The sequence below is a fragment of the Bradyrhizobium yuanmingense genome (assembly GCF_025200905.1).
In the GTDB taxonomy this organism is placed as follows: domain Bacteria; phylum Pseudomonadota; class Alphaproteobacteria; order Rhizobiales; family Xanthobacteraceae; genus Bradyrhizobium; species Bradyrhizobium yuanmingense.
Genome location: NZ_CP104173.1, coordinates 2,023,199 through 2,037,921 on the forward strand (window position 1 = coordinate 2,023,199; position 14,723 = coordinate 2,037,921).

A 14,723-nucleotide genomic window follows, 5' to 3' on the forward strand; every position below is an offset into this window, starting at 1 on the left:
TTCGCTCCAGCCTGGCGCGGTGTCGCGCTGAGAAGAGGTCTGGATCATGAATATTTCCATCAAGACGCAGACGTCCGCTTCATCACGCGTGCTTGCCGGCAAGGTGGCGCTTGTCACCGGGTCCACCAGCGGCATCGGTCTCGGTATCGCGCGGGCCCTCGCCGCCTCGGGCGCCGACATCGTGCTCAATGGCCTTGGTGTCGCCAGCGAGATCGGCCGGACGCGCGAGCAGATCGCCGCCGAGTTCGGCGTCAAGGCCAGCTATTCGCCGGCGGACATGACGAGGCCGAAATCGATCGCCGAGATGATCGCGGCAACGGTGGCCCAATCCGGCCGGCTGGACATCCTGGTCAACAACGCCGGCATCCAGCATGTCGCGCCGCTCGACCAGTTTCCGGTCGAGAAGTGGGACCAGATCCTCGCAATCAACCTGTCCTCGGCCTTCCACACCACGCGGCTCGCGTTGCCGGCAATGCGGCAGAACGGTTTCGGCCGGATCATCAACATTGCCTCCACGCACGGCCTGGTCGGTTCGCCGTTCAAGGCAGCCTATGTCACCGCCAAGCATGGCATCGTCGGCCTCACCAAGGTGACGGCGCTGGAGACGGCGGAGCAGGGCATCACCTGCAACGCAATCTGCCCTGGTTATGTCCATACGCCGCTGGTCGAGGCGCAGATCGACGGCCAGGCCAAGGCCCATGGCATCTCCCGCGATCAGGTGATCCGCGACGTGCTGCTGGCGCAACAGCCGAACAAGCGCTTTGTTGCGGTCGAGGAGCTCGGCGCACTCGCGGTGTTCCTGTCGACGGACGCGGCGGCCTCGATCACCGGCGTTGCGCTGCCGGTCGACGGCGGTTGGACCGCGCATTGACATGGGCCGGCGCAGCAAGTCGAATACTCGAACAGTGCAAGCTCACCAGGAGCGAGACATGGGCACGCAGGACAATTCTCAGCATAAGCAGCACGACCTGCCGGGTCAGGTCGTGCTCGTGCTTCAGGGCGGCGGCGCGCTCGGCTCGTACCAGGCCGGGGTCTACCAGGCCTTGCACGAAGCCGGCATCGAGCCGGACTGGATCATCGGCACCTCGATCGGTGCGATCAATGCGAGCCTCATCGCCGGCAACGCGCCCGAGCACCGGCTCGCGCGCTTGCGGGAGTTCTGGAAGCGGATGGAGCAGCAGCCGGTCTGGGACTGGCGAGCCGCGTTTCCCGGCTTCAACGAGAAGCTGGCCTATTGGTCGACCGTGACCCACGGCATTGCCGGTTTCTTCCGGCCCAATCCGCTGGCCCATGCCGGCGATTCCTATCCGCTGGGCGCCGATCACGCCGGCTATTATTCGACCGCGCCGCTGGAGAAGACGCTGAGCGAGCTCGTCGATTTTGATCTCGCCAACCGCTGCGCGCCGCGTCTGACGGTTGGTGCGGCTCATGTCGGCACCAGCGAAATGCGCTATTTCGACAGCCGCGACGGCGAGCTGACGGTGAAGCATGTGATGGCTTCGGGCGCGCTGCCGCCGGCTTTCCCCGCCGTGCGCATCGACGGCGAGCTCTATTGGGACGGCGGCATCCTGTCGAACACGCCGACCGAAGCCGTGTTCGACGACAATCCACGCAGGAACTCGCTGATCTTCTCCGTGCATCTGTGGAATCCGGTCGGGCCGGAGCCGACCACGATGGCGGAGGTGCTGAACCGGCACAAGGACGTGCAATATTCCAGCCGCATCGCCAGCCAGATCGTGCGACAGCAGCAGGCCCATCGTCTGCGCCACGTCATTAACCAGCTCGCGGCGCGGCTGCCCGAGAGCGAGCGCAACGATCCCGCGGTGAGGGAACTGACGAGCTACGGCTGCCCGACCCGCATGCACGTGGTGCGGCTGCTGGCGCCTCAGCTCGAGCACGAGACCCATACCAAGGATATCGACTTCAGTCCGTCCGGGATCACGCGGCGCTGGCACGCCGGCTATGCGCACACGAAATCGGTGCTGGCGCGCAAGCCCTGGATCGGCGAATTCGATCCGCTCGCCGGCGTCGTGCTGCACGAGCATATGGACGAGATGCCGATGGCGGCGGAGTGAGGCTCTGTTCGTCATAGCCTCGCACGACGACGATTTTGCAGGCGCGCGGTCCGGAGTATGGTCGCCGTATCTTCGTCGCGAGGCTTGCAATTGGTCGCTGAGAAAGATCTGGAGGAGTCGCTCGAGACGCTGCGTGCCAACGCGGCGGGACCGGTCGCGGGCGTATTCGGTCCGGCCTCACTGACCTGGCAGATCGACCGGGAGGCCGTGCTCTTTCTCGGCGCCGGCCGTGCGCTGCTGCTGCAACTGGCCCATCCCTGGGTGGCGGCGGCGATCGCCGAGCATTCGCGCACCCTTGCCGATCCGATCGGCCGCTTCCATCGCACCTTCGACATCGTCTTTACGATGGTGTTCGGTTCGCTGGACCGGGCGCTGCTGTCGTCCCGGCAGCTACATCGGCGTCACAGCATGATCGTCGGCGAGATGCCCGAGACCGTGGGGCCGTTCGCGGCCGGCTCGCGCTACTGCGCCAACGACATCCCCGCGCTGCGCTGGGTCCACGCCACGCTGGTCGAGACCGCGCTTATGGCACATGATCTGGTGCTGCCGCCACTCTCGGCGGAGGAGCGCGATCGCTATTGGAGCGAGGCCAGGCTGTACGGCGCCCTCTTCGGATTAAAGGGGGATGATTTGCCGGCGGACTGGTCCGGCTTCGTCGCCTACACCAAGGCAATGGCGCAGTCGGAGACGCTGACCGTTGGCCCTGCGGCGCGCGAGATCGCCGCGCAGATATTCAGCGGCGCGCGCCCGTGGCTGCGGCCGCCGCGCTGGTATTGCGCGCTCACCGCGAGCATGCTGCCCGAGCGCTTGCGCGCGGGCTTCGGCTTCGAGCTCGACGCGCGTGCGATCCGATCCGCCGATCACGCGCTGCGGTGGATCCGGCGCGTCTATCCGAAATTGCCTGGCCGGCTGCGCTATGTCGGTCCCTACCAGGAAGCGCAGGCGCGGCTGCGGGGCGAAGCGCGGCCCGACTGGATGACGCGGTGTCTTAATCGCGCCTGGATCGGCCGTCCGCAGATGGATGTGCGCGGGAAATAGGGACTCGAGGCAAGCTCGTTGCAGCTTGTCATTCCGGGGCGCGCGGAGCGCGAGCCCGGAATCCATTTCTCCGAGCGTTCCGGCCGCACGATGGATTCCGGGCTCGCGCCAAACGGCGCGCCCGGGAATGACAGCGGTGCCTCACACCGACGCCAGCTTGCGGTACAGCGCGCTGTAGCTGCCGGCCGAGATGCTCCAGGAGAACGAGCGCCCCATGGCGCTGCGGCGCATCGTGTCGAGCTGGTCGTGGGCCATGAAGGCCGAGAAGGCGCGCCGCACGCCGCCGAGGAAGGACTCGCGCGACGGCCTCGAGAACAGGAAGCCGGTCTCGCCGTCGCTGATGGTCTCGGCGAGGCCGCCGGTCTGGTGGCCGATCGGCAGCGAGCCGAAGCGCTGGGCGTACATCTGGCTGAGCCCGCACGGCTCGAACCGCGACGGCATCAAGGTGAAGTCGCTGCCGGCAAAGATGCGCCGCGCCTGGGCGTCGTTGAAGCCGATCGCAACTCCGATGGCGTCGGGGCGGCGGCGGTGCGTGTCGATCAAGGCCTGCTCGAGCGCCGGCTCGCCGGAGCCGGTGACCACGATCTGCCCGCCGGCATCGACGATCTCGTCCGCCGCCGACAGAACGAGGTCGATGCCCTTCTGGTGCACGAGCCGCGCGACGATGCCGAACATCGGCCCGCGCGAGACCGCCAGCCCGAACTGCTTGCGGACGTAATCCGCATTCGCCTTCTTGCCGACCCAGTCGCCGGCGCCGAATTGCTGGGCGAGCTGGGCGCAGGAGCGCGGGTCCCAGCTCTCGTCGATGCCGTTGAGGATGCCGGTGAGCTCGGCGGCGTCCGAGCGCAGGCGGAGCAGGCCCTCCAGGCCACAGCCGAACTCGGCCGTGGTGATCTCCCGCGCATAGGTGCCGCTGACCGTGGTGAGGTGCGAGGCGTAGACGAGGCCCGCCTTGAGGAAGGAGACCTGATCGTAGAACTCGACGCCGTCGATGTGGAAGGAGCTCTCCGGTGCGCCGATCCGCCGCAACGAGTCCTTCGGGAAGAGGCCCTGATAGGCGAGGTTATGGATGGTCAGGATGGACGGCAGCTTGGCGCCCTGCCAGGCGAGATAGGCCGGCACCAGCGAGGCCTGCCAGTCGTTGGCATGGATCAGGTCTGCTGCCCAATTCTTGTCCAGCTTGCCCATGGCGAGCTCAGCCGCGGCCGAGGCCAAGCGCGCGAAGCGGATGTCGTTGTCGGGCCAATCGCGCCCGAGCTCGTCGCCATAGGGGTTGCCCGGTCGGTCGTAGAGCTGCGAGCACAACAGCACATAGACCGGCAGGCCGTCCTTGGTCGCGGCACGGCCGAGCGAGCAGGCCGGCATCTCCGCGAATGCGGGACAGCGGCCAACGACCTGAATATGCGTGAGTTGCTCGATGATGTCGCGATAGCCGGGCAGCATGATCCGGATATCGGCGAAGGAGCGAAGTGCGCGGGGGAGGGCGGCGGAAACGGCGCCCAATCCGCCGACGCGAACGAAGTCGTCCATCTCTGTGGTGACGAACAAGACCCTCAAGAACAACCGCCCTCTTTCGACCCCGCTTGCTGCTATGCAAGAACGGGTCCAGTTGTGCTGGAAATCCAAAGCCCGCCCACGCGGCACGTCTGTTCGGTAAACACTTTCCTACTCAGCCGCCGCCCTCTAGGGTCGCCGCATCAACAACAAAGATCTTCGATGGTTCCACGAGTTCAAGGGCGCAGGCAGGCATGCAGCTAGCAGATAAGCATGAGGGGACGACGACAAAGGCCTTCGCGGGCCTGCGGGTGCTGGATTTTTCGACCACCATCGCCGGGCCCCATTGCACGCGGATGCTCGCCGACATGGGTGCCGAGGTCATCAAGATCGAGACCGATGGCGGCGAGACGATGCGGACCCGGCCTCCCCTCCGCAACGGCTGCAGCACCGCGTTCGGTCAGCTCAATGTCGGCAAGAAGAGCGTGGTCCTCGACCTCAAGTCCGAGGATGGCAAGGAGGCGGTGCGCCGGCTGGCCGCGACGTCGGACATTCTGGTCGAGAACTTCCGTCCCGGCGTGATGCGCCGCCTTCGGCTCGACTACGACAGCCTGCGTCAGGTCAACCCGAGGCTGATCTACTGCTCGATCTCGGGCTATGGCCAGACCGGCCCTTCGGCCGAGCTGCCGGCCTACGCCCCGGTGATCCACGCGGCCTCGGGCTACGACATGGCCCATCTCGCCTACCAGCCGGGCCGCAACCGTCCCGACTATTGCGGTATCTACCACGCCGACGTCGTCACCGGGACCTATGGTTTTGGCGCGATCGCGTCGGCGCTCTATCAACGCAGCGTGACGGGCGCCGGCCAGCACATCGACGTCTCCATGCTGGAAACCATGCTGTCGCTGACGCTGACCGAGCTGCAGAGCTCGCAATTCGCGGTGCCGCCGCCGCCACGCCCGATGTTCGGACCGACCGAGACGGCAAGCGGCTACGTCATGATCACGATCGCCAGCGAGAAGACGTTCCAGGCTCTGATGGGGGTGATCGGCCGCCCGGACTGGGTCTCCGATCCGCGTTTCGCCACCTATGCCGCGCGCCGCGAGAACTGGGCCGAGTTGATGGACGGCGTCGAAATCTGGTCGCGGCAGCTTTCGACCGATGCGTGCTTGCGCGTGCTTGGCGCTGCCGGCGTGCCGGCCTCGGCCTATCGCAGCGTGTCCGAGGCCTTGGCCGATCCGCAGCTTGCGCACCGCCAGGCACTCTCCGAGGTGCGGGACGAGGGCGGCTCGTTCCAGGTGCTCAACCTGCCGTTTCGGATGTCGGGGGCTGACACGGCGCCGGCCAAGACCGTGTCCGTGCTCGGGGAGCACACCGACGCGTTGCGCCAGGAGATCGGCCTTGCGGACGGTACGGCAATTCCGCCAGGCAAAACGGCCGCGACATCCTGAGTCTCATCGCCGCCACATGCGGCGTTCGAACTCTCGTTCGTTCCTCTTGCCGAGGCGGGCATTTGTCGCCAAGCTCGCCTCCGAGTCATTCACGATCCGAAACATCGGACGAGGGATCCCGGGAGGAACCATGACGAACGCGGCGGCCTTGGCACGCAGGCGCGTGCCTATTTTCCTCGTTGCGGCATTTGCACTGGCTACGCCAGCGCAGGCGCAGAAATCAGGCGGCAGCATCACCGTCGGTCAGGAGCTGGAGATCGCAGGCTTCGATCCGCTCAAGGTCGGCGTCTACGACACCTCGACCTTCACCGCTGCCGCCGCGATCTTCGACACGCTGACGACGCTGAATGACAAGGGCGAGGCCGCGCCGAAGCTCGCGGTGTCCTGGAGCCATTCCGAGGACTACAAGACCTGGACCTTCAAGCTCCGCGAAGGCGTCAAATTCCACGACGGCACGCCGTTCAATGCGCAGGCCTTCAAGGAGAATTTCGACCGGCAGAAGGACCCCGCCAACAAGTGCCGCTGCGCCTTCTACATCACCAACGTCAAGGAGGTGCTGGCGCCGGACGAATACACAATCGTCTATAATCTCACCGATCCTTCCGTGAACCTGCCGGCGACGATCACCATCCAGAGCCAGAACAACGTCATCCATTCGCCGACCGCCTGGAAGACCAAGGGCGACGATTACAACCGCAATCCCGTCGGCACCGGCCCGTACATCCTGAAATCATGGACCGCCGGCGACCGCATGGTGCTGGAGAAGAACCCGAACTACTGGGACAAGGGTCGCCCGTATCTCGACCGCATCGTCCTGAAGCCGCTGCCCGACGCGCAGTCGCGCTTTGCCTCGCTGCAATCGGGCGAGGCCGACATCATCTGGGACGACGAGAACGACGCCGACAACATCATGAGGGCGCAGAAGGACCCCAAGCTCACCGTGCACACCTACAAGGGCTCGGGCGCGCAGGTCTACGCCTTCAACACCAAGGTGGCGCCGTTCGATGACGTGAGGGTGCGGCAGGCCCTGGTGATGGCGATCGACCGTCCCAAGATGTCGCAAGCGATCAGCAACGGCCTGAGCCGGCCCGCGAGCAATCCTTACGGCGACGGCTCCTGGGTCAAGTGCAAGGACGACGGGGCGCTGCCGTTCGACGTTGAGAAGGCCAAGGCGCTGATCAAGGAGTACGGCAAGCCGGTCGAGTTCAAGATGCTGGTGACGGCGACGCCGCGCGGCCGCATGGTCGGCCAAGTGCTGCAGCAATTCTGGAAGCGCGTCGGCGCCAACATGGAGATCGAGCAGGTCGACCAGGCCACGATTCCGACGCGCGCCTTCACCCGGCAGTTCCAGCTGACGCCGTGGCGCATCGTCGATCTCGCCGATCCCGATCCGCAGATGTACGCGAATTTCCGCAGCGGCAGCCCGCTGGCGCTCGCCGGATACGCGAACCCCGAGCTCGACAAGCTTCTGGACCATGCGCGCGTCACCGCCGACATCGGCCAGCGCACCGAGGATTATTGCGCCATCAGCCGTCTGATCAACAAGGAGGCGATCTGGTTCTGGACCTTCCAGAATACCTATTACGCGCTGTCCAGCGCCAAGCTGAAGGGCTTTCCGAAGATCTACAACGGCGTGATCGACGTCTCGACCACCTGGCTGGAATGACCGCGCGATGCTGAACTTCGTCGGGCGGCGGCTGCTTGCCATGCTGCCGGTCCTGCTCGCCGTCTCGTTGCTGACGTTCCTGATCGCCTCGCTGCTGCCGGGCGATCTCGCGCTCGTCATCCTGGGCGATCAGGCAACGCCGGAGAACGTCGCGGCGCTGCGCCGCGACATGGGACTCGACCAGCCGCTGTGGTGGCGTTACCTGAGCTGGCTCGGCCACGTGGTGCAGGGCGATCTCGGCCGCTCGTTTCGCACCGGGCAGACGGTGCTGCAGGCGGTGGCCGAGCGCATCCCGGTCTCGCTGCAGCTGATGCTGATGGCCGAGTTCATCGGGCTCCTGATCGGTGTTCCCGTTGCGATCGCCTGTGCCGCGCGCGCCGGCGGTGCGTTCGACCGCTTCATGACCGGCAGCGCTTTCGCGATGCTGTCGATGCCGTCGTTCCTGACTGCGATCCTGCTGATCTATCTGTTCGCGGTCGAGCTGCGCTGGCTGCCGGCGACCGGCTATGTGCCGTTCACCGAGGCGCCGCTGGCCAATTTGCGCTTCTTCGTGCTGCCGGCGCTGACGCTGGCGCTGGCGGAATGGCCGGGCATCATGCGGGTGCTGCGCTCCGACATGATCGCGACGTTGCAGGAGGACTATATCGCGCTGGCGAAAGCAAAGGGTCTCAAGCCATCGCGCATCCTGTTGGTGCATGCGCTGAAGCCTTCTTCGCTGACCCTGGTGACGGTGACGGGCATCAATATCGGTCGCCTGCTCGGCGGCACGCTGATCGTGGAAACGATCTTCGCGCTGCCCGGCATCGGCCGGCTGCTGGTCGGGGCGATCTACACCCGGGACCTCGTCATTCTCCAGGGCGTGGTGCTGCTGGTCGCCTGCGGCTTCGTCATCGTCAACTTCATCGTCGACATGCTCTATGCCGTGCTCGACCCCAGGATCCGCCATGGCCACGCTTGAGCTGTCGATCCAGGACGAGGAGGTAGCTGCGCCGGTCGGCCGCAAGCCCAAGCTCGGCCTGTTGTTCTGGATCGCAAGCGCCTGGGTTGCGATCATCCTTTCGCTAGCGATCCTGGCGCCGGTGCTGCCGCTGCAGAACCCGACCGATATGGACATGCTGGAACGGCGCGCCGCCTTCTCCGGGGAACATTGGCTCGGCACCGACGGGCTCGGCCGCGACGAGCTCGCCCGGCTGATCTTTGGTGCGCGGGTGTCGCTAACGGTCGGGCTGATCGCGCCCATGATCGGCCTCGTCATCGGCGGCGCGCTCGGCCTGCTGGCCGGCTATTTCCGCGGCCGGTTCGAGACGCTGGTGGTCGGCAGCATGGATGTGTTGCTCGCCTTTCCGCCGCTGATCTTCGCGCTCGCGGTGGTCGCCTATCTCGGGCAGTCGGTCCCCAACCTCACTATTGTCCTCGGCGTGCTCGGCATTCCCGCTTTCATGCGCGTGGCGCGCGCGGCGACGCTGACGCTGGCGCGGCGCGAGTTCGTGATCGCCGCCGAGGCGTTAGGGGCTAGCCATGCGCGCATCCTGCTGCGCGAGCTGCTGCCGAACGTCATCCTGCCGCTGCTCGCCTTCTTCCTGCTCGGCGTCGCGGTCACCATCGTGGTCGAGGGCGCGCTGTCCTTCCTCGGCCTCGGCGTGCCGCCGCCGATGCCGAGCTGGGGCAGCATGATCGGGGAGGGACGTGACAGTCTGGACGTCGCGCCGCGCCTCGCCTTTCTGCCGGCGGCAGCACTGTTTGCGACGGTGCTGGCGTTCAACCTCGTCGGCGACACCTTGCGGGCTCTCACCGACCCACGTCAGGGGGCACTGTGACCGCGCCGCTCCTGGCCATCGAGGATGTCGCGGTCGAGCTGCCGACCCCGCGCGGAAACCTGCGCGCGGTCGATCACGTCGACCTTTCGCTGCAGGCCGGCCGCACGCTCGGAATCGTCGGTGAATCCGGCTGCGGCAAGACCATGCTCTCGCGCGCCGTGCTGCAGCTGCTGCCGAAGAAGGCGAAGCTGACGGGCCGGGTGATGTTCGACGGCGAGGATCTGGTGCGGCTCGAGCCTGAAAGCCTGCGGCGGCTGCGCGGGCGCGACCTCGCGGTCGTATTCCAGGACCCCATGACCTCGCTCAACCCTGTGCTCACCATCGGCACGCAGCTGATGGAGACGATCCAGGAGCACCTCGAGCTTGACGCTCCCGCCGCGAAGGCCCGCAGCATCGAGCTGCTCGCCGCCGTCGGCATTCCCGCCCCGGAGCAGCGGCTCGCGCAATATCCGCATCAATGCTCCGGCGGCATGCGCCAGCGCATCGCGATTGCGATCGCACTGTCCTGCGAGCCGAAGCTCCTGATCGCGGACGAGCCGACCACCGCGCTCGACGTCACCATCCAGGCGCAGATCCTCGATCTGCTCGCGCGCGAGCAGCGCCGCCGCCACATGGCGATGATCATCATCACCCACGATCTCGGCGTCGTCGCCGGCCGGGCCGACGAGGTCGCGGTGATGTATGCCGGCCGGGTGGTGGAGCGCGCGCCGACGCAAGCCTTGTTCAAGCGCATGCACATGCCCTACACCGAGGCACTGCTGGCGGCGATCCCGAAGCTCGATACCGCGCCGCATACGCCGCTGCCGGCGATCTCGGGCCGTCCACCCGATCCGACGCGCCCGCTGAAGGGCTGCTCCTTCGCGCCGCGCTGCAGTTATGCCGGCGGGCGCTGTCATGAGGCCAAACCGGTCCTGACCAGCGCCGAGGTGTCGGGACATCTCTATGCCTGCTTCCATCCGATCCGGATGACGGAGGGGATCGAGGCATGATGCAGCTTGCCGCGCGCCCCGCGCCGCTTCTCAACGTCGACAATCTCGTGGTCGAATACGGCCTCGGCAACAAGATTGTTCATGCCGTTTCCGGTGTCAGCCTCCAGGTCGCGCGCGGCGAGACGCTTGGGCTGGTCGGCGAATCCGGCTGCGGCAAGTCGACGCTCGGGCGCGCGGTGCTGCAACTGCGCCGCGCCAAGTCCGGCCGCGTGATGTTCGACGGCGAGGACCTCACCGCGATGGAGGGCGAGGCGCTGCGCCGGATGCGCCGCCGCGTGCAGCTGATCTTCCAGGATCCAATTGCTTCGCTCAATCCGCGCCGGCGCATCGGCGACATCGTCGCCGAGCCGCTGATCATCGCCGGGATCAAGGATGCCGCCGAGCGCAAACGGCGCGTTCACGAGGTGCTCTCCGCGGTCGGGCTCGATCCCGATCTCGTGGCGACCCGCCTGCCGCACGAATTCTCCGGCGGCCAGTGCCAGCGCATCTGTATCGCGCGCTCGCTGGTGCTCAACCCGGAGTTCATCGTCTGCGACGAGCCGGTGTCGGCCCTCGACGTCTCCATTCGCGCGCAGATCCTCAACCTGCTGGAGGAGATGAAGGCGCGCTTCGGTCTGACGCTGCTGTTCATCGCGCACGACCTCGCGGTGGTCAAAGCGGTCAGCGACCGCGTCGCAGTGATGTATCTCGGCCGGCTCTGCGAGGTCGCCCCCTCCGAGCAATTGTTCGCGCGGCCTGCGCATCCCTACACCGCGCTGCTGTTGCAGGCGATCCCGGTGCCGGATCCGGACGTGCGACCCGCCGAAAGTGTGGCGGCCGGCGAGCCGCCATCGCCGATTGCGCCGCCGTCCGGCTGCCGCTTCCGCACCCGCTGCCCGCGCGCGGATCAGCGTTGCAGCGCGGAGATACCGGAGTTGCGCCAGGTCGCACCCGGCCAGTTCGCGGCTTGCCATCATCCGCTGGCCTGAACTAAGACCGGTTTGTCTGGTCGCGCCGACCATGGCATGGTGGCGCGACAACAAGAAGCATGCGGGAGGACGCCGATGAAGAGTTTCAAGGTTGCCGATTTCAAGGCGCCGCTGCAGGAGGTCGACGAGGCGACGCCGCAGCCCTCGGGCACGCAGGTGCTGATCAAGGTGAAGGCCGCCGGCGTCTGCCACAGCGACCTCCACATCTGGGAGGGCGGCTATGATCTCGGCCATGGCCGCAAGCCGCTCTCGTTGAAGGACCGCGGCATCAATCTGCCGCTGACCATGGGCCACGAGACGGTCGGCGAAGTCCTCGCCTTCGGCCCCGACGTGAAGCCGACCGATCAGGGCGACCTGAAGGTCGGCGATGTCGGGCTGGTCTATCCCTGGATCGGCTGCGGCAAATGTGCCACGTGCCTCGCCGGTGACGAGAACATGTGCCTGACGCCGCGCTCGCTCGGGGTCTATTGCGACGGCGGCTATTCCGATCACATGCTGGTGCCGCATCCGCGCTACCTGCTCAATCTGAAGGGCCTCGATCCCGCGACGACGGCGCCCTATGCCTGCTCGGGCGTCACCACCTACAGCGCGCTGAAGAAGGTCGAGCAGCATTTCGACACGCCGATCGTGATGTTCGGCGCCGGCGGCCTCGGCCTGATGGCGTTGTCGCTGCTCAAGGCGATGGGCGGCAAGGGCGCGATCATGGTCGATATCGACGCGAGGAAGCGCGAGGCGGCGGAGAAGGCCGGTGCGCTTGCGACCGTCGATCCCAAGGCCCCTGACGCGCTGGAGCAGCTTGCCAAGAAGGCGGGCGGCCCTATCCGCGCCGTGATCGACCTCGTCGGCAACGCTGCTACGACGCAGCTCGGCTTCGACTGCCTGACCAAGGGCGGTAAGCTCGTCCTTGTCGGCCTGTTCGGCGGCGGCGCGACCTGGGCCCTGCCGCTGATTCCGATCAAGGCGGTGACGATCCAGGGCAGCTATGTCGGCAATTTGCGCGAGACGCAGGAGCTGCTCGACCTGGTGCGGTCCAAGAAGGTGCCGCCGATCCCGGTGACGCCGCAACCGCTCGCCAAGGCCAACCACGCCCTGCTGCAATTGCAGCAGGGCGCGGTGGTCGGGCGTACGGTGCTGACGCCGTAACGAACGCTCCCTCCCTCGTCATTGCGAGGAGCGAAGCGACGAAGCAATCCAGAATGTCTCCGTGGATGCAGTTCTGGATTGCTTCGCTTCGCGCGCAATGACGACCTGGTTGACACCTTCCTTGAGGCCTTAAATGTCCGCAAACAACGCCTTCCACATTGCCGTGCTCGCCGGTGACGGCATCGGCCCTGAAGTCATGGCGCCGGCGCTAGAGGTGCTGCGCAAGGTCGGCGAGAAGTCCGGCCTCGGCTTCCGCTTCACCGAGGCGCCGGCCGGCGCCAACCATTATCTCGCGACCGGCAAGTCGATGCCGGATAGCACCATCAAGCTCTGCGAGGAGGCGGACGCGATCCTGCTCGGGGCCTGCGGCCTGCCGTCGGTGCGCTACCCCGACAACACCGAGATCGCGCCGCAGATCGAGCTGCGCTTCATCTTCGATCTCTATGCCGGCGTGCGTCCGGCGCGCCTCATTCCGCGCGTACCGAGCCCGATCGTCGGTGCCGACCAGCGCGGCATCGATCTCGTCGTGATCCGCGAGTCCACCGAAGGCCTGTTCGCCTCGATGGGCAAGGGCGTCGTCACCCACGAGGACGCGCGCGAGACCATGGTGATCACGCGCAAAACCTCCGAGCGTTTGTTCGAGTTCTCGTTTCGCCTTGCCGAGCGGCGCAAGGCGCGCGGCAAGCCGGGCGCGCTCACCTGCGTCGATAAGGCGAACGTATTCAAGGCGTTCGCGTTCTTCCGCGGCATCTTCGACGAGATCGAGAAGAACCATCCTGACGTGAAGACCGACCGGCTCTATGTCGATGCCTGCTCGGCGATGCTGGTCAAGCGTCCCTGGGATTTCGACGTGATGGTGATGGAGAACATGTTCGGCGACATCGTCTCCGACATCACCGCGAGCCTGATCGGCGGCCTCGGCATGGCGCCGTCCGCCGACATCGGTGACAAGTACGCGGTGTTCCAGCCGTGCCACGGCACGGCGCCTGACATCATGGGGCAGGGCAAGGCCAACCCCACCGGCATGATCCTGTCCGCCGCGATGATGCTGGATTGGCTCGCCGACAAGCACGGCATCGAGAGCGCTGCGGAAGCCGGCGAGACGATCGAGCGTGCGGTGGACCAGGTCTATGCCGGCGGCATCAAGCCGATGGAATTCGGCGGCGGCAATGGCACGGCTGACATCACGAAAGCGGTGCTGGGAGCGCTGTAGGGGCTGTGCTCCTGGCCTCTCTCCACGACGAAATTACTTCCCCCTAAACTGCGGCTTCCGCTTTTCCATGAAGGCCTGCCGGCCCTCGCGGAAATCCGCGCTGTCCATGCAGGCATTGCCGATCACCTTGATCGCCTCCATGTCGCGCCGGCTCTCGTCCTTCAGCACCTGCGCGATTGTGATCTTGGCCGCCTTGATCGCGAGCGGGGCGTTCTGCGCGATCGTCTCGGCCATCGCCATGGTCTCGCCCCAGAGCTCGCCTTGCGGAAACACGCGCTCGACGAGGCCGATGCGCAGCGCCTCGGCGGAATCGATGCGCATGCCCGTATACATCAGCAGCCGCGCCCAGGACGGCCCGACCAGCGACACCAGATGCCGCAGGCCGTCATAGCCATAGGCGATGCCGAGCTTGGCGGCGGGAATGCCGAACTGGCTTTCATGCGAGGCGAGGCGGATGTCGGCGAGCATGGCGACCTGCATGCCGCCGCCGAGGCAATAGCCGTCGATGCAGGCGATGGTCGGCTTGGGATAATCGGCGAGCAGCGCGCGCTGGGCGGCGCTGCGCTTGGCGTATTGCTCGGATGCCGCCGCATTGTGCCTCACCTTCTCGAACTGGCTGATGTCGGCACCCGAGACGAACGCCTTGCCGCCGGCGCCGCGCAGGATCACGACGCGCACCGTGTCGTCGTCGCGCAAGGCCGTCAACGCCTCGCCAAATCCCTCCCACATCTCCAGCGACATCGCGTTGCGCTTGTCGGGATTGTTGAAGGTGATCACGCCGACGCCATCGGCCGTGTGCGTCAGAATCTTGCCGTCGGCGTAAGGTGTTCCGGTCGTGCTGATAACGTCTGGCATCGCGCGCTCGCTGC

The 14,723-nt window shown here is 66.4% G+C and carries 13 protein-coding genes; 11 read left to right on the plus strand and 2 right to left on the minus strand.

The window, feature by feature from the left end:
- Positions 1-46: 46 nt before the first annotated feature.
- The 3 genes from N2605_RS09520 to N2605_RS09530 all read left to right on the plus strand — a co-directional run bounded on the left by N2605_RS09520 (position 47) and on the right by N2605_RS09530 (position 3,113).
- The gene (locus N2605_RS09520) at positions 47-871 is read left to right on the plus strand and encodes a 3-hydroxybutyrate dehydrogenase (RefSeq protein ID WP_260346432.1); all 825 of its coding nucleotides are present in this window, start codon (positions 47-49) and stop codon (positions 869-871) included.
- A gap of 58 nt (positions 872-929) precedes the next feature.
- On the plus strand, positions 930-2,075 hold the full coding sequence (locus tag N2605_RS09525) for a patatin-like phospholipase family protein (RefSeq protein ID WP_260346433.1): 1,146 nt from the start codon (positions 930-932) through the stop codon (positions 2,073-2,075).
- Between the two features lie 90 nt (positions 2,076-2,165).
- Entirely contained in the window at positions 2,166-3,113 is a 948-nt protein-coding gene (locus N2605_RS09530) for an oxygenase MpaB family protein (protein WP_192893281.1), read from the plus strand.
- Between the two features lie 141 nt (positions 3,114-3,254).
- Here N2605_RS09530 and glgA read toward each other — a convergent pair whose 3' ends face one another.
- Positions 3,255-4,670: a glycogen synthase GlgA gene (gene glgA, locus N2605_RS09535; protein WP_260346436.1), complete on the minus strand. Its 1,416-nt coding sequence runs from the start codon at positions 4,668-4,670 to the stop codon at positions 3,255-3,257.
- Between the two features lie 191 nt (positions 4,671-4,861).
- Between glgA and N2605_RS09540 the strand changes: the two genes are divergently transcribed.
- The 8 genes from N2605_RS09540 to N2605_RS09575 all read left to right on the plus strand — a co-directional run bounded on the left by N2605_RS09540 (position 4,862) and on the right by N2605_RS09575 (position 13,854).
- The gene (locus N2605_RS09540; RefSeq protein WP_225139628.1) at positions 4,862-6,058 is read left to right on the plus strand and encodes a CaiB/BaiF CoA transferase family protein; all 1,197 of its coding nucleotides are present in this window, start codon (positions 4,862-4,864) and stop codon (positions 6,056-6,058) included.
- A gap of 130 nt (positions 6,059-6,188) precedes the next feature.
- Positions 6,189-7,724, plus strand: a complete 1,536-nt coding sequence (locus N2605_RS09545) for an ABC transporter substrate-binding protein (RefSeq protein ID WP_109144553.1) — start codon at positions 6,189-6,191, stop codon at positions 7,722-7,724.
- A 7-nt stretch (positions 7,725-7,731) separates the two neighbouring features.
- Positions 7,732-8,682, plus strand: a complete 951-nt coding sequence (locus N2605_RS09550; protein WP_260346439.1) for an ABC transporter permease — start codon at positions 7,732-7,734, stop codon at positions 8,680-8,682.
- On the plus strand, positions 8,669-9,541 hold the full coding sequence (locus N2605_RS09555) for an ABC transporter permease (RefSeq protein WP_036004454.1): 873 nt from the start codon (positions 8,669-8,671) through the stop codon (positions 9,539-9,541). Before N2605_RS09550 ends, N2605_RS09555 begins: the two co-directional genes overlap by 14 nt.
- The gene (locus N2605_RS09560) at positions 9,538-10,530 is read left to right on the plus strand and encodes an ABC transporter ATP-binding protein (protein WP_057026784.1); all 993 of its coding nucleotides are present in this window, start codon (positions 9,538-9,540) and stop codon (positions 10,528-10,530) included. The genes N2605_RS09555 and N2605_RS09560 overlap by 4 nt, the downstream gene beginning before the upstream one ends.
- Positions 10,527-11,498, plus strand: coding sequence for an ABC transporter ATP-binding protein (locus tag N2605_RS09565; protein WP_074447511.1), 972 nt, complete (start codon positions 10,527-10,529; stop codon positions 11,496-11,498). The genes N2605_RS09560 and N2605_RS09565 overlap by 4 nt, the downstream gene beginning before the upstream one ends.
- A 75-nt stretch (positions 11,499-11,573) precedes the next feature.
- Positions 11,574-12,641, plus strand: coding sequence for an alcohol dehydrogenase (locus N2605_RS09570; RefSeq protein ID WP_260346443.1), 1,068 nt, complete (start codon positions 11,574-11,576; stop codon positions 12,639-12,641).
- A 133-nt stretch (positions 12,642-12,774) separates the two neighbouring features.
- On the plus strand, positions 12,775-13,854 hold the full coding sequence (locus N2605_RS09575; protein ID WP_260346444.1) for an isocitrate/isopropylmalate dehydrogenase family protein: 1,080 nt from the start codon (positions 12,775-12,777) through the stop codon (positions 13,852-13,854).
- Positions 13,855-13,887: 33 nt separating this feature from the next.
- On the opposite strand, the gene N2605_RS09580 is transcribed toward N2605_RS09575, so the two are convergent.
- Positions 13,888-14,709 (minus strand): enoyl-CoA hydratase, encoded by an 822-nt coding sequence (locus N2605_RS09580; protein ID WP_225112665.1) that lies wholly within the window; start codon positions 14,707-14,709, stop codon positions 13,888-13,890.
- Between the last annotated feature and the right edge of the window lie 14 nt (positions 14,710-14,723).

Coding starts and splice junctions, on each gene's coding strand:
- N2605_RS09555 (WP_036004454.1), top strand. CDS start 8,669: ATGGCCACGCTTGAGCTGTCGATCCAGGACGAGGAGGTAGCTGCGCCG.
- N2605_RS09545 (WP_109144553.1), top strand. CDS start 6,189: ATGACGAACGCGGCGGCCTTGGCACGCAGGCGCGTGCCTATTTTCCTC.
- N2605_RS09565 (WP_074447511.1), top strand. CDS start 10,527: ATGATGCAGCTTGCCGCGCGCCCCGCGCCGCTTCTCAACGTCGACAAT.
- N2605_RS09570 (WP_260346443.1), top strand. CDS start 11,574: ATGAAGAGTTTCAAGGTTGCCGATTTCAAGGCGCCGCTGCAGGAGGTC.
- N2605_RS09550 (WP_260346439.1), top strand. CDS start 7,732: ATGCTGAACTTCGTCGGGCGGCGGCTGCTTGCCATGCTGCCGGTCCTG.
- N2605_RS09525 (WP_260346433.1), top strand. CDS start 930: ATGGGCACGCAGGACAATTCTCAGCATAAGCAGCACGACCTGCCGGGT.
- N2605_RS09575 (WP_260346444.1), top strand. CDS start 12,775: ATGTCCGCAAACAACGCCTTCCACATTGCCGTGCTCGCCGGTGACGGC.
- N2605_RS09540 (WP_225139628.1), top strand. CDS start 4,862: ATGCAGCTAGCAGATAAGCATGAGGGGACGACGACAAAGGCCTTCGCG.
- N2605_RS09520 (WP_260346432.1), top strand. CDS start 47: ATGAATATTTCCATCAAGACGCAGACGTCCGCTTCATCACGCGTGCTT.
- N2605_RS09580 (WP_225112665.1), bottom strand. CDS start 14,709: ATGCCAGACGTTATCAGCACGACCGGAACACCTTACGCCGACGGCAAG.